A 15,873-nucleotide genomic window follows, 5' to 3' on the forward strand; every position below is an offset into this window, starting at 1 on the left:
CTGAAGAAATAAGGTCCCCGCACCTAGGGACCGTCTTCGATATCCGCAATGGCAGGCAACGCCGAATGGCCATGGGCCGGACAGTCGATGCGGCGGTTTTCGATCGCATCGCAAATGCTGTCATGGCGATTTGGCTTTGGCCGCGCGGGAGGTTAGAGGCTGGCGTCGTACGGCTATGGGAGGTCAGGATGAACGAGACCGAACTGAGCCAAGCCGAGGATGAAGCTGAGACCGGCCAGCTCGACGAGGACGACCGGCTGAAGCCCGAATTCGTCCGTGCCGTGCTGGATGCGGTCGATGCCGGCGATACCGAGGCTGCACGCGCGCTGGTCGAGCCGCTCCACCCGGCCGACATCGCCGACCTGTTCGAGCTGACCCCGCACGAAGAACGCGCGGATCTTGCCAAGGCGATCACCGACCTGCTCGACGCGGACGTGTTCGCAGAGATGAACGATTATGTCCGCGAGGACCTGATCGACGCGCTCGAGCCGCACGAAGTGGCGGATATCGCCTCGGAGCTCGATACCGACGACGCCGTTGCGATCATCGAGGACATGGAGGAGGACGACCAGAAGGCCGTGCTCCGCGCGCTCGATCCGGACGACCGCGCCGCGATCGAGGAGGCGCTGTCCTATCCGGAGGAATCCGCCGGCCGCCTGATGCAGCGCGAGCTGATCGCGGTGCCGGAGCATTGGAGCGTCGGCGACGCGCTCGACTATCTGCGCGGCCATGAGGAACTGACGACCGATTTCTGGGAGATCTTCGTGGTCGGCCCGTCTCACAAGCCGGTCGGCACCTGCCAGCTCTCCTGGATCCTGCGCGCGCCGCGCACCGTGTCGATCGGCGACGTGATGAAGCGCGAACAGACACTGGTCCCGGTCGACATGGACCAGGAGGAAGTCGCGCTCCGTTTCCAGAAATATGCGCTGATCTCGGCGGCGGTGGTCGATTCGGGCGGGCGGCTGGTCGGCATGATCACCGTCGACGACATCGTCCACATCATCTCCGAAGAGGCGGGCGAGGATATCCTGCGGCTGTCCGGCGCGGGCGAGGGCGACATCAACGAGCCGATCCGGCTCACCGTGCGGACGCGGATCACCTGGCTGATCGTCAACCTCGGCACGGCGATGCTTGCCGCTTCGGTGGTCGGGTTGTTCCAGGGCGAGATCGGGCGCTTCGCCCTGCTCGCGGTGCTGATGCCGATCGTTTCCGGCATGGGCGGCAATGCCGGCACCCAGACGCTTGCGGTGGTGGTGCGCGCGCTCGCCACCAACCAGCTGACCAGTTCCAACACACGGCGCATGATCTTCCGGGAATTCAGCATCGCGGCGGCCAACGGCTCGATGCTCGGCCTGCTGATCGGGCTCGGCACCTATCTCGTCTTCGGCAATGGCGATCTCGCCATCGTCATTGCGATGGCGATGGTCATCAACAATGTGATCGCCGGCCTGTCGGGCGTGCTGGTCCCGGTCGGCCTCGAACGGGCCGGGGTCGATCCCGCCGTGTCGTCGGCGGTATTCGTGACGATGATGACTGATGTGATGGGTTTCTTCTCGTTCCTCGGTCTCGCTACCCTATGGGGCCTTGGCGGCTGACCCCCGGCTTCCCAAATCGCTGAAATGACACTGCATATTACCAAGGTCGCGTTCGGCGCCACCGGCGTCGACCATCTCGCGGAGCGGCTGCTTGCCCGTGCCGAGGCTGGCCCGGTGTTCCTGACCACGCGCTATCTGCCCAAGCGTCACGAGGAGATTGCAGGGCAGGGGTCGCTGTTCTGGATTATCAAGCATCAGCTCATCGCGCGCTCGCCGATCCTGCGATTCGGCGAGGCGGAGGGCGGCCGGGTGGCAATCCATATCGATCCGAAGCTGATCCTCACCCAGGCCCGACCAAAGCGCGCGCACCAGGGCTGGCGCTATCTCGAGGATGGGGATGCGCCAGCCGATCTCGACGGCGACATGGCGGTGGGCGATCAGATGCCGCCCGCGCTGATGGGCAAGCTTGCCGGACTGGGCCTGATTTAGGGTACGCGTCCTCGGTCGGATCGACATTCGGAACTGGCCCCTCGGCGGCACAAGATGGTTCGCGCAAAGGCGCGGAGGACGCTGGGAAGGGCCGGTCAGCCGCATGGGTGGTTTGCGATGAAAAACACGTCCAAAAACAGGCGGCTTGCCGGTGCACGACGATCGAGTCCGGGAATGAACTCTGCGGTCTCGGCGCCCTCTGCGCGAACCCTTGTCTTCGCTGCCATCGTTCCGATAACGTGACTGTCGATCCGGCCTAGGGGGCGGCCAGCTTGCCGCAGCTCACCGGGCCGCCCGCGATCGCCTTCACCGTGCAGGCCGGCTTGCCATAGACGGTAACCGACCCCAGCCCGGTTGAGGTGACATTGGCGGTGAACCGGGCGGTCGCGCGTATCTCGCCGGGGCCGTCGAGCAGCAGGGTGAGATCGCCTGCACTCAGCGGCACGGCGTCGATCCCGCCCGTTCCATTGGTCATCAGCCGCACCTTGGCCGCTCGCCCGCCAAGCTTGATGCCGCCCGATCCGACCAGGGTCGCGTTGAGCTGATCGGCATCAAGCGTGGCCGCGTCGAGCGTGCCGCTGCCCGTCACCTGCAGGTCGATCCGTTGGCCCTTGACCGCGCCGGCGACGCTCAGCCTGCCGCCGCCGATAAGGGTTGCACCGCGGATGGCCAGCGTCGAGATGCTGATCACCGGCGCGCTCACGCTCCCCCCGCCCGATTGTTCACCCCAGCCGTTGGCGCTGGCCCGGACAATCAGGGTTGTCCCTTCGACGCGGACATCGAGCGTATCGACCGCCCGGGCGTCACCATCGGCGCGCGCACCCGGCGACTTGCCCGTCACAAGCTTGACCTGGAACGGCCCGTCAACGCGGACTCGGTCGAAGCTGCCGATCGCATAGACTCGGTTTGCCGCGCTCGCCGACATAGGCAGAAGCAGCAGGGCCAGCGCGGACAGATGACGGATCATCCGCCCGGCATCGGCCCAATCGCGGTTTCAGGCAAGAGGCTCAGCTACCGCATTTCACCTCGCCGGACCCCTTCTTGGAGGTTGCGCAGCGGGCTCCCGGACCAAGATCGACATCGCCCGAGCCGACGACCGATACCGCCGCGCCGCCCTTTACGGCGGCACGCACGCTGCCCGACCCGGCGACCGATACCTCGGCGCCCTGGGCGGTCAGCCCCGGCGCGTCGACATCGCCCGATCCGGTGACGTCGATCGTCAGCTTCCTGGCGTTGCCTTTCAGCTTCATGCCGCCTGATCCGGCGACCGAGAATTTGCCGGTCTCGACGTTGACCGTTGCGACCTCGAGATTGCCCGACCCGGCGCTTGAGCCGCTGAAGCTCTGGCCCTCTACCCGGTCGACCGCCAGGTTGCCGGAGCCGGCAATGCTCGCTTCGGCGATGCGCGGCATCGTCACGAAGACCTTCACGCCCTTGTGGCTGCCGCCGCCCCAATTGAAGCCGTCGCGGTTGATCCGGCCGATCCGAAGCGTGTCGCCGACTTTTTCGATCTTGAGTCGATCGAGTTCCTCCGAAGGCCCTTCGGCGCGCACCGAGAAACCGGTGCCGACGCGCACGTCGACATCGTCGGATCCGCGTAGCGCGACTCCGGTGAAATTCGCCACTGAATAACTGCGCGTGGTGCCGCTGCCCGATCCGGTGACGCCGGGCTTGGAATCATTGCCGCCCGATGTGAACGAGCAGGCCGCCAGTGGAATGGCGGTCAGCGGCAGGGCCGCGATCAGGGCAATGAGACGCATGATATCCTCCGTGTGTGTATTGTGTGAATAACACACCTATAAAGCGCGCGCAAATGAAAAGGGCCAACGAAAAAGGGGCGGCCGTTGCCGGCCGCCCCTCTTGCTGGTTCCGGATCGGACGCCGCGATCAGGCGGGCGTCTTGTCCTTGTTGTGGATCGCCGCGGCCTTGCGCAGGATCTCCAGGATCTTTTCCTGAGCCGTCGGCTCGTCGACCTGCTCCATCGCGGCGAGTTCGCGCGCGAGGCGGCTGGTCGCCGCTTCGAAGATCTGGCGCTCCGAATAGCTCTGCTCGGGCTGGTCGTCGGCACGGAACAGGTCGCGGACCACTTCGGCGATCGACACCAGGTCGCCCGAATTGATCTTCGCTTCATATTCCTGGGCACGGCGCGACCACATGGTGCGCTTCACGCGCGGCTTGCCGGTCAGCGTGTCGAGCGCCTCGCGCAGCGTCTTGTCGGACGACAGCTTGCGCATGCCGACGCTCTCGGCCTTGTTGGTCGGTACGCGGAGCGTCATGCGCTCCTTCTCGAAGCGGAGAACATAGAGTTCGAGTTGCATGCCGGCGATTTCCTGCCGCTGCAGCTCGATGACACGGCCAACGCCGTGCTTGGGGTAAACGACATAATCGCCGACGTCGAAGGACAGCGCCTTGGCAGCCATTCCGTTGAGCCTTTCCGTGGACTGGTTCCCCTGAGGGTGCGCGTCAGCAGCGTTGCTGCGTGCGCGCGATAAGGGGGTGTTGATTTAAACGTCTCCAGCCGGATGACGCGAATCCGCGCCTCCGTCCTACCTCATGTAGCAGAGTCGTAATAAAATTACCAGCCGCACTAGGCCCGTTCCGGGCCGTCCGTGCGAAAAATAGTATGGATGCGACGAAAAGAGCCGCTGATCAGTCGCCCTTGCCGGCCTCCGGCGAGAAGTATTTGTCGTACTTGCCTTCTTCGCCCTTGTGCTCGTCGGCGTCGGCGGGAGTCTGGTCGGCCTTGCGTGTCACATTGGGCCATTGCGACGAGAAGCTGTTGTTCAGCTCGAGCCATTTTTCCAGGCCGCTCTCGGTATCGGGCAGGATCGCCTCGGCCGGGCATTCGGGCTCGCACACGCCGCAATCGATGCATTCGCTGGGGTTGATCACCAGCATGTTCTCGCCTTCATAGAAGCAATCGACCGGACAAACCTCGACGCAGTCCATGTACTTGCAGCGAATGCAGGCATCGGTGACGACGTAGGTCATTGCAAACTCCCCAGCTCGGAACACACGGGTCCGACGAAACGCCCGTCTGCTATGCCCCGTCGCCGCCGTCGTCAATCGCCCGAAGCCTGATGCGAGACGTTCTCAATGACGAGGTCGGTGTAGCAGGCGCGTGCCTCGGGTGCGGGCCCCCGCCGTGGCGGCAGCGCCTCCACCCGGATCGCGCGTACCCTGTCGCCCTGGACAAAGGCCAGCACGCTGCCGATGCGAACACTTGCATGGGCGCGGTCGATCGCACGCCCGTCGAGCCGCAGCCGGCCCTCGCCGGCGATCTTCTGGGCGGCGCTGCGCGTCTTTGCGAGCCGCGCGAACCAGAGGAACCGGTCGAGCCGCATCGTCTGGCCGCCAGCCCCGATGCTAGCCCCGACACTAGCCATGCGTGGAGCGCAGTCCGGCCAGCGCCGCAAAGGCATTATCGCGTGGCGGCGGGGCCACCTTGGCACGGGTAAGCCCCCGCCATACCCAGTGTGGCGCTCCCGCCTGCGCATGTTCTTCCCGTGCCGGGGCCATGCGAAAGCCGAGCGCCGCCATCAACCGCGCCAGAGTCTCGGGGGTCACGCCGATAGAGGTGGCGAGCGCGGGGTCGGGGGCGAAGGGCTTCCGACCGGCGCGCGCTTCATGCGCGGCCCGGGCGATCCGCTCGGCCAGGTCGACCCGCACCGCCTGGTTGCCGAGCGGGCGAAAGCCGTCGGCGAGCGTCGCGCCCGGGGCGCCACGGGCGAGCACCGTCGCGCCATCGGGCGGTGCTGCCCCCGGCGCGTGCCCTGCCTGCGCCGCGATCAGCATCCGCCGCCATCGCGCCGGGCCGGGCTTGAGCAGCCGCGGGTCGAACAGGTCGAGCGCCCCGATCGTCACGCCGACCGCGCGCAGCCTCTTGCGGGCCGCCGCGTCGAGCGAATCCACCGCGGCGTCGATCCCGCTCCGCGCGACGATCCCGCCCGCCCCGACCAGGGCGGCGGCCACGGCGCGGAGCGGCGGCGTCGCCGACGGATCGCGCTGCGCCGCATCGAGCGCGACCAGGCCGGGCAGGCGCTGCTGTATCTGGCCGGCCATCCAGTACTCCAGCCGGGCCCGCACCCTGGCCTGCAACCCGCGATCGAGGCAGTCGAGCGCACGGTCCAGCGTCAGGCGCGGCCGGGCGAGTGATGGCCCGGTCGCCAGTCCGGCGACTTTCAGCCCGTTCCACAGAATCGCCGGCGGTCCATTGTCGTCGATCGCCAGCGCCGTCTCAGCGGCGGTAGCGAGCGCTTCGCCCCGCCGCGCCCGCTCGTCGCCCAGGCGGCGTTCGGCCGCGGCGAGCAGCAGCCTCTTGTCGCCGTGCCGCGCGTCGGCGGCGACGGTGAAGCGGAAGCCGTCGAGCCGCCCGATCGCATGCTCCTCGACCATCACCTCGCCTTCGGGCCCGATCGTCACCGGCAGGGCGCCCTTGTCGGCGCCGATCTGGCGCAGCAGCATCGTCGTCCGCTTGTCGACGAAGCGCTGGGTCAGGCTGAGGTGCAGCGCGTCGGAAAGCCGTTCCTCGACCGCCGCCGCCCGGCCCGCCCAATGTGCCGGATCGGCGAGCCAGTCGGGCCGGTTGGCGATATAGGCCCAACTCCGCGCCGCCGCGATCCGACCGGCCAGCGTCTCGACATCGCCCGCGACATTGTCGAGACGGGCGATCTCCTCCGCGAACCAGGTGTGCGGGATGTGGCCGTTCCCCTCGCTGAGATGCCCGAACACCCGTCCGGCGAAGCGGGCATGCGGGTCGACGCCGAGCTTGCGGAAATCGGGCAGCCCGGCCGCCGCCCATAGCCGCCTGACCATCGCCGGGGACCTGACACGGTCGCGCACCCAGTCCTCTTCGGCCAGCCGCTTGAGGATGGCGAGGTCGGTCGCCTGCGGCGCGGCGCGCAGCACCCGCTCGGTTGGCCGCGCCTCCAGGCTGGCGACCAGCGCGTCGATGCTCGCCATGTCGGGATCGCCGTCGCGCCAGTAGAGGAAGTCGAGCCGCGGGAAGCGATGCTCCTCGATCGCCAGCACTTCCTCCGGGGTGAAGGCGCCCGGCCCCTCTTCGACCAGCGCGCCGAACGTCCCGTCGCGCTGGTGCCGCCCCGCGCGGCCGGCGATCTGCGCCATCTCCGCCACGGTCAGCCGGCGCTGGCGGTGCCCGTCGAACTTGTCGAGGCTGGCGAAGGCGACATGCGCCACGTCCATGTTGAGACCCATGCCGATCGCATCGGTCGCGACCAGATAATCGACCTCGCCGGCCTGGAACATCGCGACCTGAGCGTTGCGCGTGCGCGGAGACAGCGCGCCCATCACCACGGCCGCTCCGCCGCGCAGCCGCCGCAGCATCTCGGCCACGGCATAGACCTCCTCGGCCGAGAAGGCGACGATGGCGGAGCGCTTGGGCAGTCGGGAGATCTTCCGCGCGCCGGCATAGCTGAGCGTCGAGAAGCGCGGCCGGTTGAGGATGTCGATCCCCGGCACCAGCGCCTTGAGCATCGGCCGGAGCGCTTCCGATCCGAGGATCATCGTCTCCTCGCGGCCCCGCGCGCGGAGGATCCGGTCAGTGAAGACATGGCCGCGCTCGGGGTCGGCGCCAAGCTGTGCCTCGTCGATACCGACAAAGGCCAGGTCGCGATCCAGTGGCATCGATTCAGCGGTACACAGGAACCAGCGCGCGTCCTTCGGGACGATCTTCTCCTCGCCGGTGATCAGCGCGACCTGGTTCGCGCCCTTGATCCTGACCACCCGGTCATAGACCTCCCGGGCCAGCAGGCGCAGCGGAAAGCCGATCATGCCGCTCGAATGGCCGCACAGCCGTTCGACCGCCAAATGGGTCTTGCCGGTATTGGTGGGGCCCAGCACAGCGGTGACCGGACGTTCGGTGTCGCGACTCATCGTGAAGGCAACATCGCGTGCCAATCGCCCCTGCGCAACCTGCCAGCGTCAAAAACAACGCTAACCATATCGAATAGCTGGCGGATTCGGTTGATAACTCCTTGTCGCAGGGCCGCCACGCTTCGCCGCGCGTGCCTCGCCCCGGGACATTCCTTAATTTGACTTTAGGAGAATGTCGCCACAGTCATGCGACCTCGCGCCGGGGGGTTCTTTTTTCAGACGGCGCCGCGATCTGGGGGCGGACAGCCTTTGTTCTTGCGCAGCGATCATGGCTCGGATCAGGCGGGGGGTACCGCTACCCTGTCGTTCGGCCGGGCCATCGTACCGATGGCGGAGCCGGGCACGCTCGAGCGGCTGCGCGACGCGATCGCCCGTATCGACTGGGCACCCGATCTCGGGTCGCAGATCGGCTCGCTCGACTGGTGGCGCGGTGCCGCGACCTGCGCCGCGCTCTGCACCGCCAGCTGGATGCTCGCCCCGGGCTTCGACACGAAGATCATCGGCGCCGCGCCGGCAGCGCTCGACGGCGACGCCTGGGACGAGGCGCGCGCCCAGTCGATCGCGCCGCTTGCCTGGGGTGCCGATACCGGGCGCCACATGGCGGCGAACGACCTCGTCGCGCCGCTCAGCCAGACGCCCGAACGCCCGATCGTCGATATCACCACCCTGTTCGGCAATGGTGACAGCTTCACCCGCGTCCTGCAGCGCGCGGGTGTTTCGGAAGGTGACGCCACCGCGACCGCCCGGCTCGTCTCGGGCGCGGTCGGCCTTGGCGATATCAAGCCCGGCACGCCGATCGACATGACGCTCGGGCGCCGCCCGAACCGCAATGTCGCCCGCCCGCTCGATCTCCTGTCCTTCCGCGCGCGCTTCGATCTCAACCTCAGCGTGTCGCGCGTGAACGGCGCGCTCACCCTGGTGCGCCATCCGATCGTGATCGATCATACGCCCGCCCGTTTCCAGGGCCTGGCCGGCCGAAGCCTCTACCGCTCGGCCAGGGCCGCCGGCGTTCCCGCCAAGATCGTCGAATCCTACATCAAGGCAATGGCGACGCGCCTTTCGGTCGGCCGAGACGTCGGTGCCGGCGATACGTTCGACATCATCGTCGAACAGGCCCGCGCAGCGACCGGCGAAGTCCAGATCGGCAACCTGATGTTCGCGGGGCTCGACCAGGGCCGCAAGAAGACCCAGCTCGTCAAATGGAATGACGGCCAATGGTATGAGGCGTCGGGCCAGTATGAACGGCGCGGGACGATGGGCATGCCCGTCGCCGGCCATATCACCTCGACCTTCGGCCTGCGCCGTCACCCGCTGCTCGGCTTCACCCGGATGCACAAGGGGCTCGATATCGGTGCGCCCTATGGTTCGCCGATCCGCGCGGCGATGGGCGGCATCGTCGCCTTTGCCGGGCGCAACGCCGGCTATGGCAATTTCGTGAAGCTGGCGCATGGCGGGGGCATCGGTACCGGCTATGGTCATATGAGCCGAATCGCGGTGCATGCCGGCACGCGCGTCTCGGCCGGCCAGGTCATCGGCTATGTCGGCTCGACCGGCCTGTCGACCGGCCCGCATCTTCATTGGGAGGTGTGGAAGAACGGCGTCGCGGTCAACCCGCGCTCAATGTCCTTCTCCAGCATGGCCCAGCTCACCGGCGAGGCATTGCGCGCGTTCAAGGCGCGCTATGCCGGCCTGATGGCGGTGAAGCCCGGCGCGCAGTGATCGGCGTCAGCCGGTTCTGCGTCCACGCGGGCTCGATCCGGTCCAGCGCTTGAACGCCCTTGAAAAGGAGCTCGGGTCCGAAAAACCGACCAGATAGGCCGTTTCGTTCACCGAGGTCTTCCTCCCGCTCAGGTAATGCAGTGCCATCCGATGGCGCAGATCGTCGATCAGCGCCTCGAAGCTCACATCCTCTTCCTTCAGGCGGCGATAGAGCGATTGCCGGCTCATGCCGATCTGCCGCGCGATATCCTCCATGGTCAGGTCGCCGGTGTGCAGCAGCGGGATGGCGAGGCTTTCCACCCGGCCGCGCATCGTCGTCGCCTTCTCAAGGCTCTTCAGCAGGCGCTCGGCATGCTCGCTGAGCACCCCGAAGACATAAAGGTTCGGCTGGTGCAGCTCGATCGACAGCCAGGAGGGGTCGATCATGATCGCGTTCCTGTCGCTGCCGAACGTCACCGGCACCTCCAGCACGCGCTCATAGTTGGCGGCATGGTCCGGGGCCTCATGGGTGACGTGCACCGCCTTGGCGAAGGGTGCGTCGGGGAAGTGGCGCCTGGTCTCGGAAATGAAGCGCGACCAGGTCGATTCAGTCATTTCGGGAAAGGCGTTCGGGTCGCTGCGCATATCGACCAGCCACAATTCACCGTCGATCGGGGTCAGCTGGAACCGCCCGCCGCTCACCGGGATGTCGACCTCCGCGGTCAGGCGGCTGAAACGGTTCAGTTCCATCAGTGCGGCGCCCATGGTCGGCGCGGCATAGCAGATCAGCCCGACGACCGAGATTTCCTTGAAATCCTTCTCGGCGCCCAGGTCGAGCGCCAGGGCGGGCGCGTCGCACAGCTCCTTGGCCGCCTTCATCAGCGCGATGTAGCGGGCCATCGGCACGCGACTATCGGGGTCGGCCAGCGCGTCGGCCGCGATGCCGGATCGCTCGGCAAGCAGCGTCGCGCTGGCGCCCTTCGCCACCGCGAACTGCATCAGATTATGGGCATACCCCCCTGATACGGTCGGTTCGGGCACGCTTCTCCCTCCTGGAACGCAAAGCCATGTTTTTGATCGTTCCTGTCATGTGCCCGGAATCCGGCGCGGACTAAAGCCCGGAGGATGGAAGAACCGAAGACGATGCAGGTCGCGACCGCCGCCAGAGCCTTGAGGGCATCGGGCATGTTCTGGTTCCTGACGGCGCTGGCCGGCCAATGGCTGTTCGTCATCTATATCGCGGCTTTCTACGGCGGGGCGGCGGCGCGGGGTGCCTTTGCCGAGTGGAACGACGTGCTGGTCGGCGGCTATGTCGCCGGCGGTACCGTCGGCAATGTCGTGCTGGCGGCGCATCTGCTGCTGGCTGCGGTCATCACCATCGGCGGGCCGCTCCAGCTCGTGCCGTGGATCCGCGCGCGGTTCCTGCTCTTCCATCGCTGGAACGGGCGGCTGTACATCCTCACCGCGATCGTGATCAGCCTTGCCGGACTCTACATGGTCTGGACCCGCGGCACCGCGGGCGGCCTGGCGATGTGGGTCGGGATCAGCATCAACGGGGTGCTCATCCTGGTCGCCGCCGTCACCGCATGGCGCCTGGCGCTGGCGCGCCGGATCGCGGCGCATCGCCGCTGGGCATTGCGCAGCTTCATCCTGGTCAGCGGAGTATGGTTCTTCCGGGTCGGGCTGATGTGCTGGGTCCTGCTCAACCAGGGCCCGGTCGGCATCGGCAAGGATTTCGACGGGCCGTTCGTGCGCTTCTGGGCATTCGGCTGCTATCTCGTGCCGCTCGCCGTGCTCGAACTCTATCTGCGCGCGCAGGATCGCGGGACGCCGACCGGTCGATACGCGATGGCGGGCGGGCTGACGATACTGACGCTCGGCACGGGGATCGGGATCGTCGGCGCCGCGATGGGGATGTGGCTGCCGCGGCTGACCTGAGGCGCCCGGCGATCAGCGTCCCTGGGATCGCCAGCGCTTGAGCGTGCGCCCGATGATCAGGTCTTCCTGGCCGACTTCGCGCCACAATTCGGAGAAGAGCGGGTCCTCGGATGCCGGGCGCCTGTTCTCCTCGAGCCCGTCGAACGACACGCGGATCGGGATGGCGACGCCTTCGCCGCAGATGATGCATTCGCGGTTGCGCAGCGCCGGGATCGAATCGAGGAAACCGCGCGCGCCTTCGGGCATGGCCGCGCGGACGAATGCCTGGTCGCGATCGTTGTTCAGGCGCATCGAGATGATCGTGCCGAGCTGCGACAGCACGCCTTCGGCAAGATCCGACGGCCGCTGCGTGATCAGGCCGAGCGACACGCCGTATTTGCGGCCTTCCTTCGCGATCCGGCTGAGAATCCGGCCGACCGAGCTGTCGTCGGCATTGCGTTCGTTGGGGATGTAGCGGTGCGCCTCCTCGCAGACGAGCAGGATGGGGCGCTGGGCCTCGCCGCGCGACCAGATCGCATAATCGAATACCATGCGGCTGAGCACCGCGACCACGACCGAGGTGATTTCGGAGGGCACGCCTGACACGTCGATGATCGAGATCGGCTTGCCGTCGCCCGGCAGGCGGAAGATCCGCTCGATGAAACCCGCCATCGTGTCGGCGACCAGCATGCCGGAGAACATGAAGCTGTAGCGTGGATCGGCCTTGATCTCCTCGATCTTGGTCTTGAGTCGAAGATAGGGCGCGGTGTCGCCGGCCCGGTCCATCTTGCCCATTTCGAGCTGGATCAGGTTGGTCAGGTCGCTCAGCAGATAGGGGATCGGCGCGTCGACCGTCAGCTTGGAGATTTCCTGCCCCAGCCTGCTCTTGCCGCGCGCCATCAACAGGCACTTCGCCAGGATGTCCGCGTCGATCTGATGCTCCGAACCGCTCGAGGTGACGAACACCTCGCAATGCTCCTCGAAATTCATCAGCCAGTACGGCATCTGCAGGTTGGACACGTCGAAGGTCGCGCCATTGTCCTTGAACGCGGCGCCATATTCGCCGTGCGGATCGACCATCACGATATGGCCCTGCGGCGCGAGCTCGCAGATCCGGTGCAGGATCAGCGCGGCGGCGGTCGACTTGCCGGTACCGGTCGATCCCAGCAGCGCGAAATGCTTGCCCAGCATCGCATCGACATACAGCGCGGCGCGGATGTCGCGGGTCGGATAGACGGTGCCGATCTCGATATTGGCACGGTCGTCCGCGGCGTAGATCTGCTTCAGGTCGGCGGTCGTCACGGGGAATACGCGGCATCCCGGGGTGGGGTAGCGCGTCACGCCGCGACGGAATTTGTAGAGTTTGCCGGTCAGCTTCTCTTCATCGCCCTCGCCGAGGAAATCGACCTGCGCGGCAATCCGGTCGGTTGATCCGTCCAGGAGCTTCAGCGACCGGATATTGGCGATCAGCCAGGTACCGCCGACGCGCATCTTAATCTGGCTGCCGACCTGCCCGGCGCTTGCCGCCACCGGATCGCTGCTCTGCGTGGCGGCGTCGAGCGCGCGCGCGTCCAGCATCACCTGGCTGCTCGATCCGGCGATCTCGAACACGATGCCGATGCCGCCCCCCGCCGCGTCCTGCGGGGAGATCCCGGCACTTGTGGGAGCTGCTCTTTCGAAAGCGTTGCTGCCCAGCATTTCGGTCATTCCTCGGTTCCCCCGGGTGTCAAGAACCGAGCTATGCCGAGTGACTGGTAAATATTGGGTGTGCCGGGACATGGGGCGCATACTCAGGCCATATCCGATGGGCCAATCCCTTTCCGTCCGGGGCAAACCTTTCGAGCCATTTGCCAGCTCGCGGCGCATATTATCTGAAATTGAAATAAAAACCTGATCAGGATAAATTGGTCTCCATCGGGTTGCAAATAGGCGTGGTTTCATCAATGATGCGCGCCATAAAAGAGAGGGCACATCATGATCTCGATCGCGCGAATGAAGCATGTCGTTCTGTCCGCAACGGCATTGGCCCTGATTGCGCCCGCGATCCCGGCCCTGGCGCAGACTGCCGCCCCGGCACCCGCAGCATCCGCTGCCCCTGCAACTACGGCCGCGCTCGAGGGGCTTGATGCCTATATCGAGACCGCCCGACAGACCTGGCAGGTGCCCGGCATGTCCATCGCGATCGTGAAGGACGGCAAGATCGTTTATTCCAGGGGCTTCGGTGTCCGTGAGGAAGGAAAGCCCGGAAAGATCGATGCCGACACAGTCTTCGCGATCGGCTCGACGACCAAGGCATTCACCGCTGCTGCGCTCGGCATGCTGGTCGACGAAAAGAAGATCGCCTGGGACGGTGCGGTGCATGATTACATGCCGTCGTTCGAGATGGACGATCCCTATGTCACCCGCCACGCCACGGTGCGCGACCTCCTGTCACACCGGACCGGCGTGGTCACCAATGGCAACCTCTGGTACGGCTCCGGCTTCGATCGCAAGGAGATCATCCGGCGGATGCGCTTCCAGACCGAGTCGCTCGGTTTTCGCAACCAGTTCCAGTATCAGAACGAGATGTTCATCGTCGCGGGTGAGGTCGTCTCCTCGGTCGCCGGCATCAGCTATGACAGGTTCATCGCCAGCCGGATCTTCGAACCGCTCGGCATGCGCCGAAGCTATACCAGCATCACCGAACTCAAGGGGCTGGCCAATGTCGCGACCCCGCACGTGCTGGTCGATGGCAGGATGGTGCCCATCGGCTATCGCATGATCGACAATGTCGGTGGTGCCGGCGTGATCAATTCAACCGCGCGCGACATGGCGCAGTGGGTGCGCCTGCAACTGGGCGGCGGCATGTTCGAGGGCAAGCAACTGATCGCCCCCGCCACCCTGGCCGAGATGCACACCGGCCAGATCGTGCCGCGCGGCGGGGCCAGCGCGACCTTCAAGTTCAGCGAATATGGCCTTGCCTGGGGCATCCAGGAATATCGTGGGCAGAAGGTCGTCGCGCATACCGGCGCGATCGACGGCATGCAGAGCGTCGTCGCGATGATACCGGAAAGGAAGCTCGGCGTGGTCGTGCTGACCAATGGCCTGCGGACCATGCTGCCCACCGCCGTCGAGATGCGCGTGCTCGACGCTTTTCTGGGCGGTCCGGTGACCGATCATAGTGCTGTCCTGAAAAAGGCAAGTGACGACGCGGCCCGGGTCGCGCGCGAAAAGACCCCTCCGCCCCCCGCTACGGTGTCGGCGCCCACCCTGCCGCTCGATCGCTATGTCGGCACCTATGCGAGCGCCATGCTGGGCGACATCGCGATCACGGTGGCCGACGGCAAGCTGGTGCTCGCGCGCCCGGTGGAGTCGGCGGTGCTCGATCATGTGGACAAGGACAAGTTCAAGGCTTTGTGGAACAGCCCAGGCCAGGCGACCATTTTCGGGCAGACCCCGGTGGGCTTCACCTTCGGGTCGGCGGGACAGATTACCGCGCTGGAGCTGGGTGGCGATAGGTTCGCGCGCAAATAGGGGGCGGGAGTCTGTTTCAGCAACGCTGGAACCGCGGCGGTCTGGCACCGATTCAGCGACGCTGAAAACGACTCTAGAACCGTCGCGCGACCCATCCCGCGGTCCAGCCGAACAGGATCGACAGCGCGACGGCGGTCAGGCCATAGGTGAAGGACCAGCGATCGGCGGAGCGCGCGACGAAACGCTCGAACCCCGATTTGCGGATGTCGATATTGCGCGTCGCCGCCGCCAGCACGCGGCCGTCGCGGATCAGGAAGGTCTCGGCGGTGAAGCGGCCGACCGGCACCCGCGCCGGGATGGAGACGCGGGCGCGATAGAGCACGCCGTCGGTGATCTCGACCGCGCCCGGTGCCTCGTAATACAGGCCGGAACGGCGCTTGAGATCGACCAGCCCGCGCGCGAAGCGATCCTGCTCGGCGGTCGGCGCGCTGCTGGCGGGCGACAGCTGCAGGCTGTTGAGGCCCAGCTCGTAGATCGCCTGGGTCCGGCCGTCGACCAGTCTGCCGATCGGCCGCGACGAGGCGATCGCGTAGAAGCTTGGCGCTGAGCGGTAGCGCAGCCTCGCTGCGTTGACCCAGATGCCCGCCACCTTCTCCTTCTCGCGCACCAGGATCGACTGGACCGGTCCCTTCACCACCACGACGATGTCGGTCGGCTTGTCGTCATCGGGCAGCCGGCCGCCAGGATAGAGGATCGCGCCGAACAGCAGCAATTCGGCACCGGTGAAGCTATAGGCGATCTCGATGTCGCGCTGGGAGACGTCGGGCACCAGGACAGGCTTGGACTGCCCCATCAGGAGCGGGACGAGCAGAAGAAGGAGGCACC

The 15,873-nt window shown here is 66.4% G+C and carries 14 protein-coding genes; 5 read left to right on the top strand and 9 right to left on the bottom strand.

The annotated features are described in order from the left end of the window. Positions 1–188 precede the first annotated feature (188 nt). Positions 189–1,595 (top strand): magnesium transporter, encoded by a 1,407-nt coding sequence (gene mgtE, locus NDN01_RS22235; protein ID WP_272624214.1) that lies wholly within the window; start codon positions 189–191, stop codon positions 1,593–1,595. Between the two features lie 24 nt (positions 1,596–1,619). Beyond that, positions 1,620–2,024, top strand: a complete 405-nt coding sequence (locus tag NDN01_RS22240) for a DUF1489 family protein (RefSeq protein ID WP_272624215.1) — start codon at positions 1,620–1,622, stop codon at positions 2,022–2,024. Positions 2,025–2,280: 256 nt separating this feature from the next. Here NDN01_RS22240 and NDN01_RS22245 read toward each other — a convergent pair whose 3' ends face one another. The 6 genes from NDN01_RS22245 to NDN01_RS22270 form a co-directional block, all read right to left on the bottom strand. Then, positions 2,281–2,991: a GIN domain-containing protein gene (locus NDN01_RS22245; RefSeq protein WP_272624216.1), complete on the bottom strand. Its 711-nt coding sequence runs from the start codon at positions 2,989–2,991 to the stop codon at positions 2,281–2,283. 40 nt (positions 2,992–3,031) lie between these two features. Further along, a complete protein-coding gene (locus NDN01_RS22250) occupies positions 3,032–3,784 on the bottom strand; it encodes a head GIN domain-containing protein (RefSeq protein ID WP_272624217.1) in 753 nt (250 codons plus the stop codon). Between the two features lie 127 nt (positions 3,785–3,911). Further along, entirely contained in the window at positions 3,912–4,445 is a 534-nt protein-coding gene (locus tag NDN01_RS22255; protein ID WP_272624218.1) for a CarD family transcriptional regulator, read from the bottom strand. A 229-nt stretch (positions 4,446–4,674) separates the two neighbouring features. Then, on the bottom strand, positions 4,675–5,016 hold the full coding sequence (fdxA, locus tag NDN01_RS22260; protein ID WP_272624219.1) for a ferredoxin FdxA: 342 nt from the start codon (positions 5,014–5,016) through the stop codon (positions 4,675–4,677). A 71-nt stretch (positions 5,017–5,087) separates the two neighbouring features. Further along, positions 5,088–5,411 carry an RNA-binding S4 domain-containing protein gene (locus NDN01_RS22265; protein ID WP_272624220.1) on the bottom strand — a complete coding sequence of 108 codons (324 nt, stop codon included), beginning with the start codon at positions 5,409–5,411 and terminating at the stop codon, positions 5,088–5,090. Beyond that, positions 5,404–7,920, bottom strand: coding sequence for a helicase-related protein (locus NDN01_RS22270; protein WP_272624221.1), 2,517 nt, complete (start codon positions 7,918–7,920; stop codon positions 5,404–5,406). The genes NDN01_RS22265 and NDN01_RS22270 overlap by 8 nt, the downstream gene beginning before the upstream one ends. Positions 7,921–8,175: 255 nt before the next feature. Here NDN01_RS22270 and NDN01_RS22275 point away from each other — a divergent pair, with 255 nt between their 5' ends. Then, positions 8,176–9,639 carry a M23 family metallopeptidase gene (locus tag NDN01_RS22275; RefSeq protein ID WP_336298316.1) on the top strand — a complete coding sequence of 488 codons (1,464 nt, stop codon included), beginning with the start codon at positions 8,176–8,178 and terminating at the stop codon, positions 9,637–9,639. Positions 9,640–9,645: 6 nt separating this feature from the next. On the opposite strand, the gene NDN01_RS22280 is transcribed toward NDN01_RS22275, so the two are convergent. Next, positions 9,646–10,659 (bottom strand): AraC family transcriptional regulator, encoded by a 1,014-nt coding sequence (locus NDN01_RS22280; RefSeq protein WP_272624223.1) that lies wholly within the window; start codon positions 10,657–10,659, stop codon positions 9,646–9,648. Positions 10,660–10,743: 84 nt separating this feature from the next. On the opposite strand from NDN01_RS22280, the gene NDN01_RS22285 reads away from it, so the two are divergent. Continuing rightward, complete coding sequence (locus NDN01_RS22285) at positions 10,744–11,556, top strand: DUF2306 domain-containing protein (protein WP_272624224.1); 813 nt, start codon at positions 10,744–10,746, stop codon at positions 11,554–11,556. Between the two features lie 12 nt (positions 11,557–11,568). On the opposite strand, the gene NDN01_RS22290 is transcribed toward NDN01_RS22285, so the two are convergent. Further along, positions 11,569–13,242, bottom strand: a complete 1,674-nt coding sequence (locus NDN01_RS22290) for an ATP-binding protein (RefSeq protein WP_272624225.1) — start codon at positions 13,240–13,242, stop codon at positions 11,569–11,571. A gap of 285 nt (positions 13,243–13,527) precedes the next feature. On the opposite strand from NDN01_RS22290, the gene NDN01_RS22295 reads away from it, so the two are divergent. After that, a complete protein-coding gene (locus NDN01_RS22295; RefSeq protein ID WP_272624226.1) occupies positions 13,528–15,048 on the top strand; it encodes a serine hydrolase in 1,521 nt (506 codons plus the stop codon). 73 nt (positions 15,049–15,121) lie between these two features. Here NDN01_RS22295 and NDN01_RS22300 read toward each other — a convergent pair whose 3' ends face one another. After that, a complete protein-coding gene (locus tag NDN01_RS22300) occupies positions 15,122–15,841 on the bottom strand; it encodes a TIGR02186 family protein (protein ID WP_272624227.1) in 720 nt (239 codons plus the stop codon). Positions 15,842–15,873: the final 32 nt, after the last annotated feature.

The organism is Sphingomonas sp. QA11 (assembly GCF_028473665.1).
GTDB lineage: Bacteria > Pseudomonadota > Alphaproteobacteria > Sphingomonadales > Sphingomonadaceae > Sphingomonas > Sphingomonas phytovorans.

Coding starts and splice junctions, on each gene's coding strand:
- mgtE (WP_272624214.1), top strand. CDS start 189: ATGAACGAGACCGAACTGAGCCAAGCCGAGGATGAAGCTGAGACCGGC.
- NDN01_RS22240 (WP_272624215.1), top strand. CDS start 1,620: ATGACACTGCATATTACCAAGGTCGCGTTCGGCGCCACCGGCGTCGAC.
- NDN01_RS22245 (WP_272624216.1), bottom strand. CDS start 2,991: ATGATCCGTCATCTGTCCGCGCTGGCCCTGCTGCTTCTGCCTATGTCG.
- NDN01_RS22250 (WP_272624217.1), bottom strand. CDS start 3,784: ATGCGTCTCATTGCCCTGATCGCGGCCCTGCCGCTGACCGCCATTCCA.
- NDN01_RS22255 (WP_272624218.1), bottom strand. CDS start 4,445: ATGGCTGCCAAGGCGCTGTCCTTCGACGTCGGCGATTATGTCGTTTAC.
- fdxA (WP_272624219.1), bottom strand. CDS start 5,016: ATGACCTACGTCGTCACCGATGCCTGCATTCGCTGCAAGTACATGGAC.
- NDN01_RS22265 (WP_272624220.1), bottom strand. CDS start 5,411: ATGGCTAGTGTCGGGGCTAGCATCGGGGCTGGCGGCCAGACGATGCGG.
- NDN01_RS22270 (WP_272624221.1), bottom strand. CDS start 7,920: ATGAGTCGCGACACCGAACGTCCGGTCACCGCTGTGCTGGGCCCCACC.
- NDN01_RS22285 (WP_272624224.1), top strand. CDS start 10,744: ATGGAAGAACCGAAGACGATGCAGGTCGCGACCGCCGCCAGAGCCTTG.
- NDN01_RS22290 (WP_272624225.1), bottom strand. CDS start 13,242: ATGACCGAAATGCTGGGCAGCAACGCTTTCGAAAGAGCAGCTCCCACA.
- NDN01_RS22295 (WP_272624226.1), top strand. CDS start 13,528: ATGAAGCATGTCGTTCTGTCCGCAACGGCATTGGCCCTGATTGCGCCC.
- NDN01_RS22300 (WP_272624227.1), bottom strand. CDS start 15,841: ATGGGGCAGTCCAAGCCTGTCCTGGTGCCCGACGTCTCCCAGCGCGAC.